21 protein-coding genes are annotated in these 21,821 nt (G+C 39.0%); 3 read left to right on the top strand and 18 right to left on the bottom strand.

What is annotated here, in order from left to right; translation table 11 throughout:
• Positions 1 to 27: 27 nt before the first annotated feature.
• From PHO43_RS06750 to rimP, 18 genes are all read right to left on the bottom strand, one after another.
• Positions 28 to 588, bottom strand: a complete 561-nt coding sequence (locus PHO43_RS06750) for a DUF4256 domain-containing protein (protein ID WP_288011711.1) — start codon at positions 586 to 588, stop codon at positions 28 to 30.
• 83 nt (positions 589 to 671) lie between these two features.
• Entirely contained in the window at positions 672 to 1,583 is a 912-nt protein-coding gene (gene porN / locus PHO43_RS06745; RefSeq protein ID WP_288011710.1) for a type IX secretion system ring subunit PorN/GldN, read from the bottom strand.
• A gap of 76 nt (positions 1,584 to 1,659) precedes the next feature.
• The gene (porM, locus tag PHO43_RS06740; RefSeq protein ID WP_288011708.1) at positions 1,660 to 3,207 is read right to left on the bottom strand and encodes a type IX secretion system motor protein PorM/GldM; all 1,548 of its coding nucleotides are present in this window, start codon (positions 3,205 to 3,207) and stop codon (positions 1,660 to 1,662) included.
• Between the two features lie 15 nt (positions 3,208 to 3,222).
• Positions 3,223 to 3,786 carry a type IX secretion system motor protein PorL/GldL gene (gene porL / locus PHO43_RS06735; RefSeq protein WP_288011706.1) on the bottom strand — a complete coding sequence of 188 codons (564 nt, stop codon included), beginning with the start codon at positions 3,784 to 3,786 and terminating at the stop codon, positions 3,223 to 3,225.
• A 123-nt stretch (positions 3,787 to 3,909) separates the two neighbouring features.
• Positions 3,910 to 5,304, bottom strand: coding sequence for a T9SS ring complex lipoprotein PorK/GldK (gene porK, locus PHO43_RS06730; RefSeq protein ID WP_045088977.1), 1,395 nt, complete (start codon positions 5,302 to 5,304; stop codon positions 3,910 to 3,912).
• A gap of 321 nt (positions 5,305 to 5,625) precedes the next feature.
• Positions 5,626 to 6,720 carry a VOC family protein gene (locus tag PHO43_RS06725; RefSeq protein WP_288011703.1) on the bottom strand — a complete coding sequence of 365 codons (1,095 nt, stop codon included), beginning with the start codon at positions 6,718 to 6,720 and terminating at the stop codon, positions 5,626 to 5,628.
• A gap of 115 nt (positions 6,721 to 6,835) precedes the next feature.
• Positions 6,836 to 7,627, bottom strand: coding sequence for an SDR family oxidoreductase (locus tag PHO43_RS06720; RefSeq protein ID WP_288011701.1), 792 nt, complete (start codon positions 7,625 to 7,627; stop codon positions 6,836 to 6,838).
• Positions 7,627 to 8,955: a threonine synthase gene (locus tag PHO43_RS06715; protein ID WP_045088980.1), complete on the bottom strand. Its 1,329-nt coding sequence runs from the start codon at positions 8,953 to 8,955 to the stop codon at positions 7,627 to 7,629. Before PHO43_RS06715 ends, PHO43_RS06720 begins: the two co-directional genes overlap by 1 nt.
• Before the next feature lie 13 nt (positions 8,956 to 8,968).
• Entirely contained in the window at positions 8,969 to 10,231 is a 1,263-nt protein-coding gene (locus PHO43_RS06710) for an aminotransferase class I/II-fold pyridoxal phosphate-dependent enzyme (protein ID WP_045088981.1), read from the bottom strand.
• 58 nt (positions 10,232 to 10,289) lie between these two features.
• A complete protein-coding gene (locus PHO43_RS06705; RefSeq protein WP_045088982.1) occupies positions 10,290 to 10,535 on the bottom strand; it encodes a hypothetical protein in 246 nt (81 codons plus the stop codon).
• A 67-nt stretch (positions 10,536 to 10,602) separates the two neighbouring features.
• Positions 10,603 to 11,316 carry a CDP-diacylglycerol--serine O-phosphatidyltransferase gene (pssA, locus tag PHO43_RS06700; protein WP_045088983.1) on the bottom strand — a complete coding sequence of 238 codons (714 nt, stop codon included), beginning with the start codon at positions 11,314 to 11,316 and terminating at the stop codon, positions 10,603 to 10,605.
• Positions 11,313 to 11,987: a phosphatidylserine decarboxylase family protein gene (locus PHO43_RS06695; RefSeq protein ID WP_053826768.1), complete on the bottom strand. Its 675-nt coding sequence runs from the start codon at positions 11,985 to 11,987 to the stop codon at positions 11,313 to 11,315. The genes pssA and PHO43_RS06695 overlap by 4 nt, the downstream gene beginning before the upstream one ends.
• Before the next feature lie 4 nt (positions 11,988 to 11,991).
• Positions 11,992 to 12,603, bottom strand: a complete 612-nt coding sequence (locus PHO43_RS06690) for a CvpA family protein (protein WP_045088985.1) — start codon at positions 12,601 to 12,603, stop codon at positions 11,992 to 11,994.
• Between the two features lie 8 nt (positions 12,604 to 12,611).
• Positions 12,612 to 13,451: a glutamate racemase gene (gene murI / locus PHO43_RS06685; RefSeq protein ID WP_045088986.1), complete on the bottom strand. Its 840-nt coding sequence runs from the start codon at positions 13,449 to 13,451 to the stop codon at positions 12,612 to 12,614.
• 10 nt (positions 13,452 to 13,461) lie between these two features.
• Entirely contained in the window at positions 13,462 to 14,022 is a 561-nt protein-coding gene (locus tag PHO43_RS06680; RefSeq protein ID WP_074010786.1) for an OmpH/Skp family outer membrane protein, read from the bottom strand.
• A gap of 32 nt (positions 14,023 to 14,054) precedes the next feature.
• Positions 14,055 to 17,276 (bottom strand): translation initiation factor IF-2, encoded by a 3,222-nt coding sequence (gene infB, locus PHO43_RS06675; RefSeq protein WP_053826765.1) that lies wholly within the window; start codon positions 17,274 to 17,276, stop codon positions 14,055 to 14,057.
• 59 nt (positions 17,277 to 17,335) lie between these two features.
• Complete coding sequence (gene nusA / locus PHO43_RS06670) at positions 17,336 to 18,679, bottom strand: transcription termination factor NusA (RefSeq protein ID WP_074010745.1); 1,344 nt, start codon at positions 18,677 to 18,679, stop codon at positions 17,336 to 17,338.
• Positions 18,680 to 18,685: 6 nt separating this feature from the next.
• Positions 18,686 to 19,150 (bottom strand): ribosome assembly cofactor RimP, encoded by a 465-nt coding sequence (gene rimP, locus PHO43_RS06665; RefSeq protein ID WP_045090772.1) that lies wholly within the window; start codon positions 19,148 to 19,150, stop codon positions 18,686 to 18,688.
• A gap of 234 nt (positions 19,151 to 19,384) precedes the next feature.
• Between rimP and PHO43_RS06660 the strand changes: the two genes are divergently transcribed.
• Genes PHO43_RS06660 through PHO43_RS06650 form a run of 3 tightly spaced genes read left to right on the top strand, consistent with a single transcriptional unit; the run spans position 19,385 to position 21,771 of the window.
• The gene (locus PHO43_RS06660) at positions 19,385 to 19,957 is read left to right on the top strand and encodes a DUF5063 domain-containing protein (protein WP_045090773.1); all 573 of its coding nucleotides are present in this window, start codon (positions 19,385 to 19,387) and stop codon (positions 19,955 to 19,957) included.
• Positions 19,948 to 20,544, top strand: coding sequence for a 3'-5' exonuclease (locus PHO43_RS06655; protein WP_045088988.1), 597 nt, complete (start codon positions 19,948 to 19,950; stop codon positions 20,542 to 20,544). Before PHO43_RS06660 ends, PHO43_RS06655 begins: the two co-directional genes overlap by 10 nt.
• A 33-nt stretch (positions 20,545 to 20,577) precedes the next feature.
• The gene (locus PHO43_RS06650) at positions 20,578 to 21,771 is read left to right on the top strand and encodes a class I SAM-dependent rRNA methyltransferase (protein ID WP_288011697.1); all 1,194 of its coding nucleotides are present in this window, start codon (positions 20,578 to 20,580) and stop codon (positions 21,769 to 21,771) included.
• The last annotated feature ends 50 nt before the right edge of the window (positions 21,772 to 21,821 follow it).

Genomic DNA, 21,821 nt, shown 5'->3' with positions numbered 1-21,821 from the left:
CTGGATCTATCGTATGGGTTATGTAATTTATACTCTGATAATTGCTCTGAATCCTCTTGAAGCATAATAAGATTCGGCTCCATTGTGGTAGATGAAAGTGCGACCGTATCGTTTGTCACCAAATAGTCCCCCTCCTCTCTCTCGCACACTGTCTGGTGCTGTTACCCAACTGGATGTTTTGTTGTCGAAATCGCCCAGCTCCTGAAGCTTTTTGTATTGCTCTTCATTGAGCATCTCAACACCCATCTCCTCCGCCATGCCAAGGGCGCTGCCTTTGGGCTTGTACTCTTTCCTTGATTTAAGTGCAGCTTCGTCGTAGCAGAGGCTGCGGCGACCTTTTGGGCTCTCTGTTGAGCAGTCGCAAAAGATATACTCTTTGGTTTTGGGATCGTAGCCTATTACGTCGGGTTCTCCACCGGTTTCTTCCATCAGGCTGAGTGTTTGGAGTTTGGTGGGACTCTTTTCAAGTTTTTTTTGTACCTCTTCCCATTTGAGATCGGGATGTCTATTTATGTTTTTCTCGAAGCGCTTTTCCAGTGTCTGAAGCAGTTCGGTGTATTTAGTTTGTGAGGGATTACTGTTGCTCATATTTGATATCACTTTAAATGGATATCAGACCAAACGTTTTTTCTGATGTTTTGGTTTGGTATGATTGCTGAATTAACAGTAGGTCAGTATCGCCTTGTTCGCATTGTTTGCTGTGATGTGCCTACTATGTTTGATTTGCGGGTGTTGCCGACTGATCTTGGGGTTGTTGGTCGTGACTGACTTACCTCTTGTTGCCTTAATCTTTTTTCAAAATCGATAAGCTCCTGTTCTATCCTCTCTTGTTCTGCTTTCAACTCTTCAGGGGTTGTTGTCTGTTGAGAGAGGGTTCTGTTTCCGGGATTGCCTGTTTTATAGATCTCCCCATTATATCTGCGGGCTCTGAAGAAGTCGTCGATAGTGCCTCTTATACTGTTGTTGAGGGGAGAAAGCATTACCGGCATCTGTTTGGCATGGGGTGCTATTTCACTGTATGGAATCCAGAAAAGCGGGTATCGGGTGGTGCCTTCGATGTTGTTGAATCTCTGTATGATGGGGCAGATTGCTAAAGGTGTTACGCGCAGACTGGATGTTGGTGTATCGAAGTAATATACCTCTTTGAGATAGTAACCCTGAACTTCGTCTAACGGTATGTCGGTCGACTGAATACCAAACCGTTCTGTAAACTCTGTAAAGTTAATGAGATAGTCTTCGGTGAACAGTTCTTGGCCATCGAGGTACTCATAAGCTTTTATCTCATTATTTTGCAGCAAGGTAAAGATCTTAGTAAATAATAGGAGAGGTGAGTTCTCAGGTTTTGAGAGATCGAGGTAACGGTAGATTATGCGTGACCATCGTGAGTTCTCGAGAATGTAGGTCAGCTCATCCTCACTATGACTGATGTTGTATTGGCTGGTGGAACTGCTTCTGGCGGCTTCTGCCTGTCGTCGCTGTTCTATCCTTTCTCTGGCTGTCTCTTGTGGGTAGGCGATCTGTGCTGTTGCTGCCAGCAGGAGAATTACAAATATTTTTGTTTTCATTGCATGTAATGTTGTCATTTCTTTTGATATGTTTCTCTCTTTATAGAGTGGAACCTGTTATAATTGACAGAGTTTTCGAAATTCATTTTTTTTATCAGTTTACTCTAACTTCAATAACTGCAATTTCGCGCTCTACTCCATCAGGACCTGCAGCACGAATGCCTGAAATATAGAAATAGCTTCCACGCGAAAGTCGCCTGATCTGCTCTCTCTGCCTCTGGGAGAAACGACTACCGTCGGAAACTTCAGGAATTGCATTCCCCATTGAGTCGAAGAACAGTGTGCGAAATTCTGTAACTCTGAATGGTATGTTGAGAATTCCGTCATCAATGGCTGCCTCTATTCCATCTGCATTGATTAGTACCGATTTTGCAATGCTTCCTCCCTTAAATGTTACAGGCTTGCCATCCGAATCCCTATATATAATGAAAGGAGTGGGGTCGGGCAGTGCTCTTACCCCGAACTCTCTGGAGGTTAGCTGTTGTGCCGCTCCTGAGGGTGTGGTAACTGTTACTGTAATTGTTGCATCTGTACCAACTTGTGATGGTGTTGCATACCACATATTTCCTCTTCTTGTGACTGTTCCGTTGGTCATGACAGCACTTATATTTTGTGGGGAAATTCCTGGTACTGATATGCTTACCTCATTTTCGATTCCGGCATATAACACATTCATGAGTGAGGGGGCAATTGTTGCCATTGGCTCGATGACTGTATAGCTGCTTTGGAAATCTCGACGGATTACAGTGCCGTTGTTTCCGCTGATTTCAAGATGGCCATCAATAGGGAAAGTTCCAGTGGTGTTGGCGGGAAGTGTGAAGCTGTTGTTTCCCTCAATTACAGGGGTTGCTGAGCTGTTTATTATTAGCTGTGGCTGTTTGGTTGTATCTTCAGCTGTAAGCACCACACGGGCTCTGTAATTGCTTCCACGGAAGACTATATCCGACTCAGGAATGAGGTATGCATTGAGTTGATTAACGCGAAAGTCTCCTGCATCTACACTGTTTAGGATGTTTTCAAGGGCTTCGCCTTCGGCTGTTACGATATCGTTTTCAATTTTAGTGAGTATTGTTACTGCTGCTGCAAGTGGCATGTTTTCGAAGTGTGATGCTTCCCAGCTTTTGCCTGATGTTTGCGTACTCAGACTCCTTTCTATTATTTCTCTGCGTGCTGGGTTATGAACAAATTGGGTGATGTTGTTGCGATAGTTATCGATTGCGTTTTTAAGCTTTTTACCTTCTCCTTTTACGGGTGATAGCATTACTACTGATGCTGCTTCGAGATCATCTTTGTGCCTGATGTTACTGATGTCTGCTTTGCGGCCATCGGCTTCTCTGACCATGAGATATTTGAGCTGCTGAATATATTTGGTTAGTGAATCGGTCATTGTGCGTACTTCCATGCCACGGTTGTACCACTCTTCAGCCTTTTCAGGATTTAACTCTTTGTACTGTGCAAGTTCATTCAGGATGAGATCATTCCTGCTGGACAGGGTGGTGGAGGAGTCGCGCAGACTGTTATCTACCAGACCAAAGCCGTCGAGTACCTCTGCCGACACGTTGAGAGCCAGCATGGCAATGAAAACCAGATACATCAGGTTTATCATTTTTTGACGGGGGGAATTGGGACTGTTTACTGCCATTTGCTGAGTTTTGAATTATTTCTCACGATTGGCTGACATCGCCTTTAGCATCCGAGCATATATGTCGTTAAGCTCCTGTATCTGCTTTGTCATCTTTTCTGTTTCTGCAGTGAGATCTTCAAGTTGTTTTGAGTATTTCTCGTTCTGTGGTGTTATATCAACTCGGTTATCTGGGAAAGCCGACTGCCCATAAGTTTTATATGTTTCTTTATAATGTTGATGATCATCAGGTTTATGAGATGTTTCTGTTTGTTGATCTTTTAATACTTTTTCTGTTGTGGAATTTATATTTATATTGGGCTGATCATCACTGTTATCTGATGTGAGAGCCGGGAATATCCTGTCCCAGTTATAATCCCTTATGGGGGTGTCGAATGCTGAGAGTGTAAATACTATTACCTCTGTTATCATTCCAATGAATAGAAGTTCATTGCCATATGGGAAGTGGAGCAATTTGAACATGGCTCCGAGAATTACGATTGCCGCACCGATGCTGTAGGTGAAGTTGATGAGTCGTTTGCCTCTCTCTGTTTGCAGGTACTTCTCGATTCGGTTTCTATATTTTTTATATGCGTTCATTTTACTTTCATTAATGATTATTGTCTTTAATCCATATGGTTTATCTGCAGAATTCTGAATCTTGTTTAAACTGTCATATTCAACGCAGTTAAGCAGATTGTTACTTATTCATCTCTGTTTAAATCATCGAGATCCGGGTATTTGAGTTCTGACACAGCGGAATCCTATATATGACCTGCCTCTGTTTTGATATTCAGAGTCTCTCATATCGGCACGGATAAAGAGTGCATTGTCTTTCCACGATCCCCCCTTAACAACTTTCCTCTTCATAAAAGGAGGGGCATCTTCTGATGCACTGTAACTGTATTCCGGGTTGATATTACTCATTAGCTCATTGCCCGATTCGCTATAGGCGGTTGAAGTCCATTCTGCCACATTGCCCGCCATATCATATAGTCCTATATTATTTGGCTTGAAGCTTCTGACAGGTGCGGTTATTAGGAAGTTGTCGGCGGCATAGGCACCGTCACCGGGACTAAAATTGGCTTGATAGCATCCATTTTCCGCTAATGTTCCATCTGATCCCCAGGGGTATATGTTGTCGGAGCTTCCACTGCGTGCCGCAAGTTCCCATTCAGCTTCGGTGGGTAGTCGGTATTTTTCAACCTGTACTCCTGCACTGCTAACGCTTCTGCGAAGGAAGAGTGTGCGCCATTCACAAAAGGCTGTGGCTTGCTGCCAAGATACTCCTACAACAGGATAGTGGGCATAGGCAGGATTTGAGAAGTAGTTACGCATGTATATCTCATTGTTGCTATTGTGAAAGTCGTTTATCCAGCATGTTGTGTCGGGATAAACGTTAACTATGTAGGTGTGTACGAAGTCGTAGTGACTACTGAAAGGGCGTGTAATTGTTTCGTTTACAATTGAGCCATCCTGTGCTATATATGCTGTATCTTTTGAGATTAAGATTGGGGTACTGCCATTGCCTGATACGTTGCGGTATTTGCTCTTTGCGGCCTCTGCAGCGTCGTACAGTTCGTAGCGGAAGTTAAGCTGACTGCCATCAAGCATCTTTTCTCCTGTTATTGGGTGTGTGATGTAGAGGCTGTTTATGGTTGCTTCTTCTTCCTCTGTATTTCGGGTCCAGGGTATGGGTATCGACCAGTTTAAATGTGGTGTAACAGGATCTCCATAGATATCTTCAGTGATTTTGTAGAAGTCGTCACCCGCATACCTGGGATCAGCCATCCGCTCACGAATTATTGAGTCGCGTACCCAGTAGACAAACTGCTTATATTGTGAGTTGGTGATTTCTGTTTCGTCCATCCAGAAGTTATCAACTGAGACTCCGCGTGTTGGGATATTAATTCCCCAGAGAGAATCAATCTCGCCGGGACCCATTGTATAGGCTCCACGGGAAACTAATACCATATTATATGGTGTTGGCTCATCCCAGACTCTGCCCACAGGTACACCAGTAAGTTCTCCGCCAATTGTTCCAATTCTCCCCATTCTTCCACCACCACATGAATAGGTTAGAGTGATTATCAGCAACAATAAAAAATATTTCCTCATGTTTATATTATAGTTTATTCTCTATAAAAGTCGTATGCTTGTAACCATAACTTCTATTAATCCCAGCATATATGGATTCTTAGGAACCTTATCTGTAAGTTTGAATAAGCAAACATACTACCGGTTGTATTTCTAACGAGTTAAAAGGTCCGTTATTGTATCCTGCAATAAAATTAATGTGCATGTGATCTGTTTGCCACGCACAACTGTATGGTTATTACTAAATTTCACCACCGTTTCTCCATTATCTATATAACTGAGAAACGGCGGTGAAATTGTGTTATAAGAGATGTTTATTCTCCTATAAGTTCTCGGATTATTCTATAAGCTTTCAGGTTTGACCTTCATAAATCTAAGCATCCCCAGCATTTTCTTTGACAGTGGTTTTCTGGGATCACGTTTACGGAGATCAAGATAGAGATTGAGTTTTTTCAATAGTGGTATTTTGTGTGCTTCAACTAACTCTATGAGTGTGCCATCGGGATCTTCGATATAGGCAAACTGACCTGCAGCTTCTCCCATGTCGAACGATTCTCCCTCCTTGAAACTTTGTGAGCTGTCAACTGTAAATGGGTAGCCCATCTCTTCGCACTTTTTTCTTAAGACGTCTGTGTTGCGTACATCAAAGCAGATTTGTATAAAACCTGGATCGCCCCAGAAGCGACCTTCATATATCTTACGGGGTGTACGTTCGCGGGGTTGCACCAGCTCTATGTATGATTTTCCAAATAGTTCACTGAAACTGCCTTGTCGCGGTTTACTGTGTGAAAGTATGCGGCGACGGAATTGTCCCTCGCCGGAAGGGAGTACTTTTATATCATTAAAGGTGCCGGTTTCATCTGCTATAACTATATCATATCCAAGGATGTCGCGGTAGATTGGCATTGCTTTTTCTATGTCTGTAACTCCAATCATTGCTCCAACTATTCCTCCGGTTAAACGACCCTCATTTCTGTATATTGTTGTGTCATGAACAATCTGAAAGATATTTCCATAGGGGTCTTTCATGAAAAAGGTTTTATTACCATCGATACTGATTTCGGGTTTCCCTAACAGGTTAATATTGGGTTTTTTACTAAAGAGCTCGTATGTCTTTTCTACATCCTTGCTTTTTATCTTTGCAGCAAATACTCCAAGATCGCCTGCCTGAATCTCGAAATCAGCAGGTTTGGGTTTGCGATCTGAGTACTGCCATATCTCGAAACCACCACCTCCCTGAAGGTTGAGTGCTATTGCTGCTCTTCGCTTCTGAGGTTTGCCTCCTGTATATGGAAGCATCAGCTCTGCTACTTTATCATCTTCAAGGATTCGGATATCCATATTAAATACTTCGATGTAGTACCTCCAAGCTTCAGCAAAATTCTCTACTCCAATACCAATCTGTTGAATTCCGGATATTATATAATTTTCTTTCATTGTTTTAATCTCCTTTTATTTTCTTCATTGAAAGGATTACAGTTAGAACATAAAATTAATTTACTGTAGAGTTGCGAATTTATTTTCCTTTCAATGATTTATACAGAATGTATTATTAAGTTGAACTGACTCTTCTGACCATCTTTCTGGATAATCCGGGCAGGAACCGTTTGATATATACCATCAGGAGTTCTTTACCACCTACAAGCACTTCTGGTTTTTGCTTTATAATTGCTTTTACTATCTTTTTTGCCGCTTTCTCTGCTGACATTCCGCTGTTTTGCCCTTCATCCATTTTGGCATGCTTGCTGCCATCAGCCTCCAGAGCATTGTATGATATGTTTGTTTTGATGCGGCCGGGGCATACAATCACAACGCGTATATTGTTGTCGTAATACTCAGCATGTACTGTTTCAAAGAATCCGTAAACAGCAAACTTTGATGATGCATAAGCTGAACGCAGAGGAAATCCGAATTTTCCTGAGATACTGCTGGTTACCGCTATTGTGCCTCCTCCGTTTTCTATCATTGATGGTAAAATACGCTTAGTTATCTTTACCGGTGCAAAGAAGTTGACATTCATTATTTTTTCATCTACGGAGAATGAGGTATCGAGTGTTTTAGAGCGCTGACTGATGCCTGCATTTAAAAAGAGTGTATCAATTTTGCCAAAAGCGGCTAATGCATTGTCGGTTAGTTCATCAATGTTTTCGAGATCGGACAGGTCGTATGGAATTATGACACAACGTGCGCCCAGATTAACACATGTACATTGCACCTCTTGCAGCTTGTCAACACGTGTTGCAGTAAGTATAAGATTAAACTTCTCCTTAGCGAATTGATATGCACAAGCTTCGCCAATTCCTGACGAGGCTCCTGTAATCCATATTGTTTTACTGTTTTGCATTAACCTTCCAGAATATCATTCCATAGTTTGGTGCGGAAGTCTTCAATATGGTGAGGTGCACAATCTTCCACACTATTTACACTCTTAGTTGTATAAATCATCTGTTCCAAAAAGTAAGGTGCGCGATTTGCACCCTCGCCTAAGTTGATTAGTACAGTCTCTCCATCTTTGATTTTATTCTTTTTCAGTGCTATGAAGAAACCAGCCATACAAACTGCCGATGCGGGTCCCGGTATCACCTTCTTCTCATATGCCATAATTTTACCTACAGAAAGCAGTTTGCTCTCATGCATTCTGAGAAAACTTCCACCTGTTTTCTGAACTAGCTTTGCTAGTATTGGATATGTGGCCGGATTACCCGTTGCAAGTGTTGGAACCTCTGTCTGTGGGTTATCTATAATGGGGTATTCTTTTTCGAATCCTTCCGGAAATCCTTCTTTTTCAGCTTTCTCCCAGGCTTGTACCATAGGGTCGCACCCATCTGTCTGAACAAGCAGAAATCGTGGATTCTTAAGTTCAGGATATATTCCCTTTAACTCTCTGATACCTTTATCTATGGCAAGAGGCCCTGTTCCTCCGCTAATAGCTTGAATGTATACATCAGGAAATTTGTCCATCTGACGTATCCACTCGAACACCATTGTCTTTTTTGCTTCAATTCGTATTGGGTCGATATTGCCTGTTGACATAGGTATATTATGTATCCTGGCGTAGCCTGCAGCAATCTCCTTTGCTTTGGCATAGTCGCCAAGCACCTTGAACACCTGCTGTCCGTATGAGCTGATAGTTGCTTCAGAGGCTTTTAAAGTATCTTCGGGCATGAAAACCGAGCAGTTTACTTTTGCCATGGAAAGATATTTGGCATAGGCTGTTGCAGAGTTACCTGTAGAAGCGATACAATATTGATCTATTCCTATTTCTTTAAAGAGACTTGCCGCTAAAGAAGCAGCAATATCCTTAAATGTGCCTGTTCCACCATTTAGATCGTTACGGTAGACATGAACATTGATGTTCAATCCAAATTTTTCTTTTGCAAACTCCTCAAGGAAAGTCCATTTTTCAACAGGTATAGCGCCTTCTTTAAGTGAGATTATGTGTCTTCTGCGTAAAAGAGGGAGGTATGGGAAATAGTGCCAGAAGCTGTCCGGTTCACGTTTCATGATACGGGGCAACCTCTGGTACCTTCTGTTGTATGATACTTCCGAATGTTTACTACCACACTTTGGACATTGCTGGTTTTGATCAAACCATGTCCAGAAGTTGGGTGTTACGTAACCGCATTTGGTACAGGTTAACTTGTACTTATGCTGAACTTTTACTCGTAGCATCTGGTATGTTTTTTTATTCGACTGACATCGACGGCATCTCTTCGGATTTATATTTTCCGGCTTCGAGATTTGATTTTATAATTTTGAAAACTTTGATTGTCTCTTCTACTTCCTTTACTGTATGTGCAGCTGTGGGAATAAGTCTGAGCATTAGTACATCTTTAGGAACCACAGGATATGCAACAATTGAACAGAATATTCCATGGTTTTCACGCAGGTCGACTACCACATTTGTTCCTTCAGCTACATTTCCTTTTACATATACAGGAGTAACGGGTGACTCGGTATCACCGATATTGAATCCTTCTTCAATCAATCCATTCTGAAGCATTTTGGCTACTTTCCAAAGATTTTCTTTGTGTTGTGGCTGATTCTGCAGAATATCAAGGCGCTTGAGTGCTCCTATAACCATCGGCATAGGAAGAGACTTGGCAAATATTTGTGAGCGCATATTGTATTTGAGTGAATCAATAATATCCTTGTCTGTAGCTACAAAAGCGCCAATGCCTGCCATGGATTTTGCAAATGTTGAGAAATAGATATCAACCTCGTCCATTAGTCCAAAATGCTCACTTGTGCCGGCACCTGTTTCACCCATTGTACCAAATCCATGTGCATCGTCTATCATTATTCTGAAGTTGAATTTCTCCCTTAGCTTAACTATTCCGGGCAAGTAGCCCAATCCTCCAGACATTCCAAAAACACCTTCTGTTACAAGAAGTATTCCTCCACCGTTCTCTTCTGCTTTTGTTGTTGCAAAACCTAGCATCTTTTCACAACGTTCCATATCGTTGTGTGGGAATACATAACTCTTGCCACCCTTTGCTTTATGAAGGAAAATACCATCCATAATGCAGGCATGACATTCTGAATCATATACAATTACATCGTTTCTTGAAACTAATGAGTCGAGTATTGAAACCATTCCCTGGTAGCCATAATTAAGCAGATAAGCTGCCTCCTTTTTCTCAAATCTGGCTAGTCGTTCTTCAAGTTCTTTGTGATATTTTGTTTGTCCAGACATCATTCTGGCACCCATGGGGTAAGCCATACCCCAATCGGCTGCAGCTTTAGCATCAGCTTCACGCACTTCGGGATGATTGGCAAGACCGAGGTAGTTGTTCAAACTCCATGTTATAACCTCTTTACCATGGAATATCATTCTTGGTCCTATTTCTCCCTCTAACTCAGGAAACATAAAATAGCCTTCAGCTTTTCTGCGATACTGCTCAAGTGGTCCCTGAACACTTTTCAGTCTGTCAAAAATATCAGTCATGTTTTTTAGTATATGATGTTAATGATTTTCCAATAATAAAGTAAATAGCTCTGTTCCGTTATTTTTCATTTATCTCAATAAACTCGGCATCTTCAGCTTCGGTAGATTCAAATGTCTTTTTCTGGTACTCAATGATACGATCCTCCTGTGATTCAGGCTGTTTGGGCTGCTCAGGCCGAGATCTGTATTGTCTGTATGGATTTGATTTACCGGATCTTTTGCCACCTAATACGAAAGCCACAAGACCTTTAAGTATAAGGTATATAAATACGAAGAATAAGAAAAATTTTATTAGAATACCCATAAGTATATAATACTTTTATATTTAGTAAAGATACAATGTTTACTTTGAACCTTTCAACTTTATTTAATTATTTAACGCTTCGGCTCGATATGCCTGTTGTAAATACTGAGATTATTATGTACATAGTTATCACTCCTGCAAGTCCTGAAATACCCCATAGTGATGTGAATATTATGAACAGGGCAACCAGTAAGAGTTGTCTTTCATTTCCTTTGATTGTCAACTTTTTAATCTTAAGTGAGAACATTGGAATTTCTGAAATCATCAGCCATGAGAACAGAAAAATCAACATTATAGTAAGGTAGAAAATCAGATCGTTTAATGGTGTTAGCTTATGTAAACCATAGCAATAACTTATCCAGAAGAGTCCGTTCGCCGGAGTAGGCAAACCGAAAAATGTAGTAGACTGTCGCTCATCTATATTGAATTTTGCAAGTCTGTAAGCCGCAAACATTGGTATAATGAAAGAAAGATAAGGAGCGAAATGACTTATTGTATGTGGTGATACGTATAGAAGAAAGTGATTATTCATCAAGATGAATAATGCAGTTGCGGGAGCTACTCCAAAACTTACCACATCTGCTAATGAGTCAAGTTCCTTGCCAAGAGGAGAGAATGTTTTTAGAATTCTTGCTGCCATCCCATCAAGAAAATCAAAAAGAGCTGCAATGGCGACCCAGATTACCACTCCCTCAAAATTGCTTTTAAAGGCCATTGTTATCGCAATACAGCCAGAGAATAGGTTTAGGAGTGTTAAGATATTTGGAACATGTTTTCTCATTTGTTCTCTTCTTTGGTTAAACGTGCAAGAAATGTAACATTAGCTCTGACCTCTTCCCCAATATTTACTAGTATCTCACTATCTAAGGGAAGATAAATATCCATCCTTGAACCGAGTTTGATAAATCCTAAAGGAGAGCCTATATGCACAATCTCGCCCTCTTTTACATATGTTACTATTCTGCGGGCAATAGCTCCTGCTATCTGTTTAGTGAGAATAGTGCCATGTTCAGGGGTTTCGATTAATATGTTTGAATGCTCGTTTTCTGTACTTGATTTTGGCAGATAGGCAGCGTAAAAATTACCAGGTACATGAGAGCAATGAACTACTTTACCTGATACGGGAATCCAATTTGAATGGGCATTGAAGAAAGTCATGAAAATGGAGATCTGTATTCTCTCATCATTAAAAAAATCTTTCTCAAATACTTTCTCTATTGCTACTATTCTGCCGTCTGTAGGGGCATTTACCAATCCATGTAAATCACCTTTATATTCTCTGTTTGGCTTCTTGTAAAAGTTCATTGACAAACCAAACAGTATTAGTGAAACTGCTAACACTATTACTGCGAAAAGTGTATCAGGTAGAAAATAAGTTATTACGACATTTATCAGAAGCAAAACGATAAATATCCTGATCAGTGGTTTTTTTCCTTCATTATGTATAGCCATACCTCTAATCTACCTTAAAATGTCTTTGCTGAAAAGATGAATCAATATTGATATAACCAGGCATTTCATGAAGTAAACTGTCTCCTTTATTTTCTATCTCATTACGATAATTTTCGGGTATAAATTCTTCCCATAACTCTTTATCCAAGTAGGGAACAATTGCTGGAACAACTGCTTCAACACGTTCGAAGAAAAAAGACTCCTGTTTTATCTCTTTAGTAATAATGTTTTCTCTCTTATCAAGCATAAGTACCAGGTTCAAGACGATACTTAAAATTACCATTATTGTTCCTAACGCAATTACACAACCCAAAAGCCTGTTTAAGAAACTCAAGGATACTAAATCAATGAACTTCTCGATAAGTCTTCCTATCAGTGAAATAACAACAGCAATAAGTCCAAAGGCAATCAGAAAGGATAGTACTCTAGCAAAGCTTGGAGAGATCTCCATAAATCGGTTAATCTCCGGAAGGATTGAAGCTGCTAGCTTACCACCGAATATTGCAGCGAGTACAATAGTTGCCAGTCCCACCAATTGCATAACAAAACCTTTCTTATAGCCATTTACCAAGGCTATCAATAGAAAAATAAGAATAGTTAAATCAAACCAGTTCATAGTAATAATTATAACATTGCATATTCGGCAACTATTTGTTCTTCTAAAAATATTGAAGCCTGATGAGTGAATTTGTCAGGTGAATCGGTTGTAAAGTAACGTGTAGTACCTCCTTTAGTACATTTTTCATCAATTTCAGGATGCCTTCTCAGATAATCTTTTAGACTGTAGGCTACAACTTCTCCTTGCGAAATTATAGAAATGTTTTCAGGCAGATACCTTCTTATTTTTTCCATTAAAAGAGGATAATGTGTGCATCCCAATATTATGGTATCTATCTGAGGATCTCTGGTTAAAAGATTATCCACATGTTGTTTAATGAAATAATCTGCACCCGGTTTATCATACTCTCTGTTTTCCACTAATGGAACCCACATAGGGCAAGCTTCACCGATAACAGTTATATGAGGATGCAGTTTTGATATCTCAATCTGATAAGATTTTGATTGAATAGTGCCTTCTGTCCCCATTACGCCAATATGTCCGCTTTTAGAAGCGAGTCCTATCTGCTCTGCAGTTGGGCGTATTACGCCAAGAACTCTTTTGTCAGGATCAATCTGAGGCAGATTTACCTGCTGAATGGTACGAAGTGCTTTTGCAGATGCTGTATTGCATGCCAGTATAACAAGATGGCATCCCTGTTTAAAAAACCATTTTACAGCTTCGAGTGTAAACTCATATACTCTTTCAAATGAACGGTTTCCATAGGGTGCTCTGGCATTATCTCCAAGATATATATAGTCGTATTCAGGCAAAACTGATTTTATTCCCGATAATACCGTGAGTCCACCGTAGCCGGAATCAAAAATTCCGACTGCACCTGATCTATCGGGATCTGTCTTTTCCACCTGCTACCACTTATTTGATACCTAACTTTTGTTTTACGTAAATATTGGCATCTTCAGCAAGAGGAGAAACAAAGGCTATTCCAGGATTGGCTAAATCGTAAATTACTGTATAATTACGCTCAATACCTACCTGTCTGATAGCTTCCTTAATCTTCTGCTGTAATGGTTCAAGTTTTTCTTTTTCCTGATATTCAATATCTTTTTGGGCCATACTCATGAACTCCTGAATTCTGTTCTCCAGTTCAGTTAGCTCCTGCATTCTGCGTAGTTTGATATTTTCTGCTAGAGATGCTTGATAAGTGATATAGTCGGAATATTTCTTGTTATACTCACTCTGCATTAACTGTAATTCACTTTCATACTCTTTACTTAAGTTAAGCAATTGCTCAGTAGCCTGATTCTTTTCAGGAAATTCTTTAAGAATATCATTTGAGTTTACAAATCCTATCTTTATCTGCTGAATATTTTGCTGTTGGCCAAAATTTTGTGTTTGATTAAAATCTTGAGAAAAGACCTTACCACTAAATGCCACTATAAACAAGCAAAGACCTAAAAGTTTTATTTTTCTCATAAACATATTATTAATGAAATGAATATTTTTTCTTATAAAGTTTTCTTTACTTCTATCTCCTCATAAGCTTCAATTATATCACCCACTTTTATATCGTTGAAATTATGTATTGTTATTCCACATTCGTAGCCTGAAGTGACCTCTTTAACATCATCTTTAAAACGTTTAAGAGAATCAATTTCTCCGGTGTAGACAACAATTCCATCACGAATTAGTCTAATCTTACTTGAGCGTTTCACCTTTCCGTCACGTACCATACAACCGGCTACAGCACCAATTTTAGATACTTTGAATACTTCCAGTACTTCTACGTTTCCTGTTACCTCTTCTTTAATATCAGGTGAAAGCATACCTTCCATTGCAGCAGTAACCTCTTCAATAGCATCATATATGATTGAGTAGAGTCGTATATCAACACCCTCTTTTTCAGCTTCTTTACGTGCATTTAGTGATGGACGTACCTGGAATCCGATTATAATTGCTTCTGATGCTGCAGCTAGTGTAATATCAGACTCTGAAATCTGTCCCACTGCCTTATGAATTACATTTACCTGTATTTCTTCTGTTGACAGACGAATAAGTGAGTCAGAAAGAGCTTCTACTGAACCGTCCACGTCACCTTTCACGATTATATTTAATTGCTGGAAGTTACCGATTGCAATTCTTCTGCCGATATCATCAAGTGTAAGTAATTTCTGTGTACGCATAGACTGTTCACGCTGTAATTGCTCTCTTCTATTAGCAATTGCACGTGCTTCCTGCTCAGTATCCATAACATTGAATGTATCTCCAGCCTGAGGTGCTCCATTAAGTCCCAGGATAAGTGCCGGCTCTGAAGGACCAGCTTCGGTTATTCGCTGATTGCGCTCATTAAACATCGCTTTAATGCGACCAAAATAAGCTCCAGCAATTACAATATCTCCCTGTCTCAATGTTCCGTTTTCTACCAGTACAGTGGCGATGTAACCACGACCTTTATCAAGCTCAGACTCAATTATCGAACCTGTTGCCTTACGATTAGGATTTGCCTTAAGCTCTAGCAAATCAGCTTCAAGAATTACTTTTTCCAACAGTTCGCGAATTCCAGTACCTTTCTTTGCTGAGATTTCCTGTGACTGATATTTACCTCCCCAGTCCTCAACAAGGTAGTTCATCTCGGCCAGTTTCTCTTTAATCTTTTCAGGATTAGCTCCTGGTTTATCTACCTTATTAATTGCGAATACTATCGGAACTCCTGCTGCACCGGCATGGTTGATCGCTTCAACTGTCTGAGGCATCACATTGTCGTCTGCTGCAATAATTATTATAGCTACGTCTGTAACCTTAGCTCCTCTAGCACGCATAGCAGTAAATGCTTCGTGACCCGGAGTATCGAGGAATGTGATTTTTCTACCATCTGATAGTTCTACATTATAAGCACCAATATGCTGAGTAATACCACCTGCTTCACCGGCAATAACATTTGTACTTCTGATACTGTCAAGAAGTGATGTTTTTCCGTGGTCTACGTGCCCCATCACCGTTACAATAGGAGAGCGAGGTACCAGATCTTTAGGATCATCTTCCTCTTCGGCTATTGCTTCAATAACATCTGCACTTACATATTCTGTTTTGAAACCATATTCTTCAGCAACAAGGTTAATAATTTCAGCATCAAGACGCTGGTTTATAGCCACCATAACGCCAAGACTCATACATGTAGATATAACATCTGTCACGGATACATCCATCATGTTGGCAAGGTCATTTGCAGTTACAAATTCAGTAAGCTGCAATATGCGGCTTTCTCTTTCCTGCTGTTTTAGTTCCTCTCTTTGTCTTGTTGCACTTGCTTCACGTTTCTCTCGACGATATTTGGCCCCACCTTTCTTGCCTCTTTTTGCAGTTAGTCGTGCTAATGTTTCTTTAATCTGTTTCTGCACATCCTCTTCACTAACCTCCGATTTAATTGGCTTTCTAAGTGTAGCTCTTCTGTCGCTTCTTGGTGTCTGGTTAAATGTTGCAGGTTTATCTATATTTACTTTACTAGAACGTATTCTTTTACGTTTTTTCTTTTTGCTGTCTTCTGTAGCTTCAGCATCATCTATATGTTTCTTCTTTTCGTCAATTGCCTCTTTCTTCAGAAGTTTAACTTTTTCTTCTTTCAGTTTTTTGCTATCGAGGAGCTTCTGTTCTCTTTCAAGGCGTTCTTTTTTGCGTTGAGCACGGGATTTTCTAGGTGGACGAGTACGGTCATTAATTGTACTTAAATCAATGGAGCCTTTTACTACTATGTTCGATTCCAGTTTATTTTTATGTAATCGGAATACCTTTTCCGACCTGGAACCTTCAGCAGCAGTAGTAGTATCCTCTGATACTTTTTCCTGTTCACCTTCAATGTTTTTGTCAACCTCCAGTTCTGTTTCTTCAGCAGCTTTAATTTCAACAGTTTTTACGTTCACTTCTTCTTCGTCCTTAGAATATATTTCTTGTTCTTTAATTTCTTTTTTAATTGAAGGTTTTGATTCAGTATCAATTTTACTGTCTGTCTCAGCTGCTTTTTCTACTGTTTCTTCAACTTCAGTTTTCTGTTTAGTTTCAGCAGAAGTTTTAGTTTTAACCTCTTCTTTAACCTCCGCTACTGGTTTACTCTTTGATGCTGTTTCTTTTACTACTTCTGGAGCCGAATCTACTTGTGGTATCAGTTTTTCTTCAGCAACCTCTTCAATTTTGCTCTCTTTTTTAGCAGTAGCTTCAACTTTAGGCTCTTCTTTTACAGGAGTTTCTGCAACAATTTCTTCTTTTACTTCAATTTTAGGTTGAATGTTTTCTTGAGTCTGAACTTCTTCTTCCTTGTGAGCTTTTTCAACTTTTGATACGCTCTTTTTAGGTTCTGTTTTTTTCTTATTCAGTTTATCAAGATCGATACTGCCAATCACATTTACCTGTGGTTTCAGTTCTTGTGGAACTTCTGTTTCAATAGTCTCTTTTTCAACAGCTTTTTTAGAAACATTATCTTCTGGCAATTCATAACCTTCTATAGCTACAGTTTCACGCTTATCATCACGACGATGCATCTTTTCACGTGTTTCTGTAGCCTCTTTCCGGATATTCTTATCCTTGCCAAATTCAGCGATCAGTATATCATAGTGCTCATCCTCAATCTTAATATTCGGATTTGCTTCTATTTCAATACCTTTCTTGTGCAGAAACTCAACAAGACTGTTAATTCCCACATTTAAATTTTTCGAAACTTTAATTAGTCTAATAGGCATATATATATCTTCTAACCTTACTCTTTTTTTGTTGATTTTACAATGTGAAACGATTTAAATTATTCCTCCACATTATCATCCTCTATTTCCGGCTCCTGCGCCTCATTTAAATCAATATCAGCAGAATCATCAAATTCTTCAGAATCTTCTTCATCCTCGAATTCATATCGAAGAATAGCAAGAACTTCATCTACTGTACTCTCTTCTAGATCAGCCTCTCTGATCAGCCTTTCCCTGCTTGTTGCAAGTACATTCTTGGCTGTAGAACATCCAATCTTCTTTAGCTGATCAATTACCCAGCCATCAATTTCATCGCGAAACTCATCCAGGTAAATGTCCTCTTCATCCACTTCATCAATATCTCTGAACACCTCAATATTATACCCAGTAAGCATAGATGCAAGTTTAATGTTTGCACCCCCTTTGCCAATTGCCAGTGAAACCTCTTCAGGATTAAGGAAAACCTCTGCGCGGTGTTCTTCCTCTTTAACTGTAATTGAATTGATTTTTGCTGGGCTCAGAGCACGCTGTATATACAGAGAAGTATTGTTTGTATAGTTAATTACGTCAATATTTTCATTGCGCAATTCACGAACTATACCATGAATACGAAATCCTTTCATACCTACACAGGCACCAACAGGATCTATTCTGTCATCATAAGCTTCAACAGCCACTTTTGCACGTTCACCAGGAATTCGGGCAATACCTTTTATTGTTATTAATCCGTCTGCAATCTCAGGTATTTCCTGTTCAAATAAACGTTCTAAAAATACTGGAGATGTACGTGAAAGTATAATTTTAGGGTTGTTGTTTTTATTCTCCACTCTGGCAACTACTGCACGGACATGCTCTCCTTTACGGAAGAAATCACTTGGAATCTGCTCAGTTTTTGGTAGTATGAGTTCATTATGATCATCATCAAGAAGTAAGAGTTCTTTCTTCCATACCTGATATACCTCTCCAGATACAATCTCTCCAACCTTTTCTTTATACAGATTGTATAAATTATCTTTCTCAAGTTCCAGTATCTTAGAAGAAAGTGTTTGTCTTAGATTAAGTATGGTGCGGCGACCAAAATGCTCAAGTGGCACCTCGTCTGTTACCTCTTCACCTACTTCAAAATCCTCATCAATCTTTAAAGCTTCTGAAAGCTTAATTTCCATGTTTGGATCCACCAGTTCATTATCCTCAACAATTACTCTGTTACGCCATATTTCAAGGTCACCCTTATCAGGGTTAATAATTATGTCGTAATTTTCGTCAGTACCAAGTGACTTGGAAATTACAGTTCTGAATGCTTCTTCCAGAACGCTGATAAGTGTAGCCTTATCGATATTTTTCAGCTCGTTAAATTCAGAAAATGTATCTATGAGACTTATGGATTCTTTCTTCTTGCCCATGTGTTATTAAAATCTTAAAAGATATTTTGTATATTTTACTTCATCAAACTTGTAATGGATATCCTCTTCGATTTCCATTTTACGTTTGGCTCCCTCAGGTTTAACCTTTTTGATCACCGTTATAGTAAACCCGTTGTCATCTGATGATTTTAGAACTCCAGCCAGTTTAACACCTTTTTTGTCTACTACCTCAATTTCTTTGTTTTCATACTTCTTATACTGACGTATTGTTTTAAAAGGCGATGTCAGTCCTGCTGAGGTTACTGTCAGTTCGAAATCTTCCGATTCACGATCTAATTTAGACTCAATGTCTCTGCTCAGTGCTACACAATCGTCAATATCTACTCCATTATCATTATCAATTTCTACCGTAATAGAATTACCAGTACCCAAAATGACATCCACCAGGTAATTCGATGAATCTTTAAGATACTCCTCGACAATATTGACAAGTTCTTTTTTATCAACCATAAATTTGGTATGTATTGAATAAAAAAGGAAGCCATTTTTCCTGCTTCCCCTCATTCATTTCAGATGCAAAGATATTGTTTTTAAACGTATTCACAAAATGTTTGGGATTTTTTTTAAACTATATGAATGTATGAGGTGATAGTTGATGTTCACTTTATATCATTATCGAAAATATTATGTACTTTTGTTCATACAGATGGTTGACCAAATGACATCTTAATGAATTTTTATAATATGAAAAAACGTGACATAGATGAAATAATTTATGATAAAAACGTAATTGAATTTCTGACTGTGGCAGTCAATTTTTGTTCATATCTTGAGGCAGAAGAAAAGCTTTCCCGTTCAGAATGGATCGACAAGATGCTTAAAATTCTTCCACTTATGTATATGAAGGCATCTATGCTCCCGGATACAATAGAAACTTTTGAGGAGCCACCTGCACCTTTCGTTCGTGAAGAAGATTATGCAAGGGTTGCTTATACGATAAGTGAAATTATGGGAGAAGAGGATGTTTATCTTGATGTTTTTATGGATGAAATGAAGTATAGCGAAAGACCTATTTCTGCTACTGTTTCTGAAAACATTGCTGATATTTATCAGGATGTAAGGAATTTTGTTTCTGTATATCAGATGGAGCTCACAGAGCAGATGCAGAGTGCAATAAATATCTGCACTGTAAATTTTCGCACATATTGGGGTCAAAAGCTTGTAAATGTTTTACGCCCATTACATTCAATCAAAAGCAGAGAGTTTGAAAATGAAGATTATGATGATTTCTTAAATATGGAGGATTCGTGGGATTAACTATTACTAAACAGGAGTTGGCAGAGTTGGAAAAGGTAAATTTTGAAGGAGAAATTTATGTTATAGATCATCCGGCTGAAGTAGACAATGCTGTTGCATATCTTTCTACTAAATCTGCTCTGGGATTCGATACCGAAACTAAGCCTGCTTTTAAACGCGGTCAGGTTAATAATGTTGCCTTGCTTCAGCTTGCAACAGAAGATGAGTGTTTTTTATTCAGGCTTAATAAAATTGGCTACCCGGAATCACTTGAGAAGTTATTGTGTAATGAGTCAGTTAAGAAAATTGGACTTTCTCTTAGAGATGATTTTGCCGCACTGCGTAAAAGAACTGGAAAGAAACCACAAAACTTCATCGACCTTCAACTTTTTGTAGATAAGTTCGGTATAGAAGATAACAGCCTGCAAAAGATTTATGCAATCATATTTGGAAAAAAAATATCAAAAAGTCAGAGACTTTCTAACTGGGAAGCAGCTGAATTAACTCCGGCACAACAGTCCTATGCCGCCATAGATGCCTGGGCTTGTCTGAAAATATATAATTATCTAACTCAATCTAAGAAGAATAACAATAGAAAGAAACAATAGATAATACTCCAATAAATTAAATATATAATTCATATGAATACCTACAAAGAAGTTGTTCTGAAACCCAAAAAAGATGAATTTTTAAAAAGATTTCATCCATGGGTGTTTTCAGGTGCAGTAGCATATAAATCCAAAGAAATAGAGGAAGGCGAGATAGTCAAAGTGTTGTCACATGAAAAAGAATTTCTTGGTGTAGGGCATTATCAGATAGGGAGTATCTCAGTTCGTATTTTATCGTTTAAAGATGTTGTTATAAATGTAGATTACTACATAGAGCGTCTTTCTGAAGCCTATAAAATGCGTAAACATATCGGATTAATTAATTCTGAAAATAATACATACCGCCTTGTTCATGGTGAAGGAGATAATCTTCCGGGATTAATAATTGATATATACGGTAATACTGCAGTGCTGCAGGCTCACTCTGTAGGAATGCACAGTGACAGAGAGAAAATCTCAGAAGCATTGAGAACTGTTTATGGTTCTGATAATCTTAAAAACATATTTTATAAATCGGAAGGGACCTTGCCTTTTAAGGCTGATATTGATCCGGAAGACTCATATATTTTTGGTGGAGCAGATGTTGATGATATTGCGGTTGAAAATGGACTGAAATTCAAAATTGACTGGCTAAAGGGGCAAAAAACAGGTTTCTTTATTGATCAGAGAGAGAATCGCACTCTTCTCGAAAAATACTCACATAGGCGCAACGTACTTAACATGTTTAGCTATACAGGTGGATTTTCTGTATATGCACTCAGAGGTGACGCTGCCATAGTGGATTCTGTTGACAGCTCTTCTAAGGCAATATCGATCACAGATCAGAATGTGCAACTAAATTTTGGCGATGAACCGCGTCATAATTCATATTCGGAAGATGCATTCAGGTTTTTAAATGAAATACCCGATGGTAAATATGATCTGATTGTACTTGATCCTCCTGCTTTCGCTAAACATAGAGGAGCTGTTAATAATGCACTTCAGGGATATAAAAAGCTGAATCATTCAGCATTCGCAAAAATCGCTAAGGGAGGTATTCTATTTACGTTTTCATGTTCCCAGGTTATCTCCAAAGAGCAATTCCGTCTGGCAGTTTTCAGTGCTGCAGCAATAAGCGGTAGAAAAGTACAAATTCTTCACCAACTTACTCAACCTGCAGATCACCCAATTAACATTTATCATCCTGAAGGGGAGTATCTAAAAGGTTTAGTTTTGTATGTAGAATAATCAAAATTATATAAAAAACCAACATAGACTAACAAAATTCTGTTTAATCA

Origin of the sequence: Lascolabacillus sp., assembly GCF_028696275.1 — a bacterium.
Taxonomy (GTDB): domain Bacteria; phylum Bacteroidota; class Bacteroidia; order Bacteroidales; family Dysgonomonadaceae; genus Proteiniphilum; species Proteiniphilum massiliensis.
Note: the sequence above shows the minus strand (reverse complement) of the source record. Positions and strands in the feature narration are given on the sequence as shown.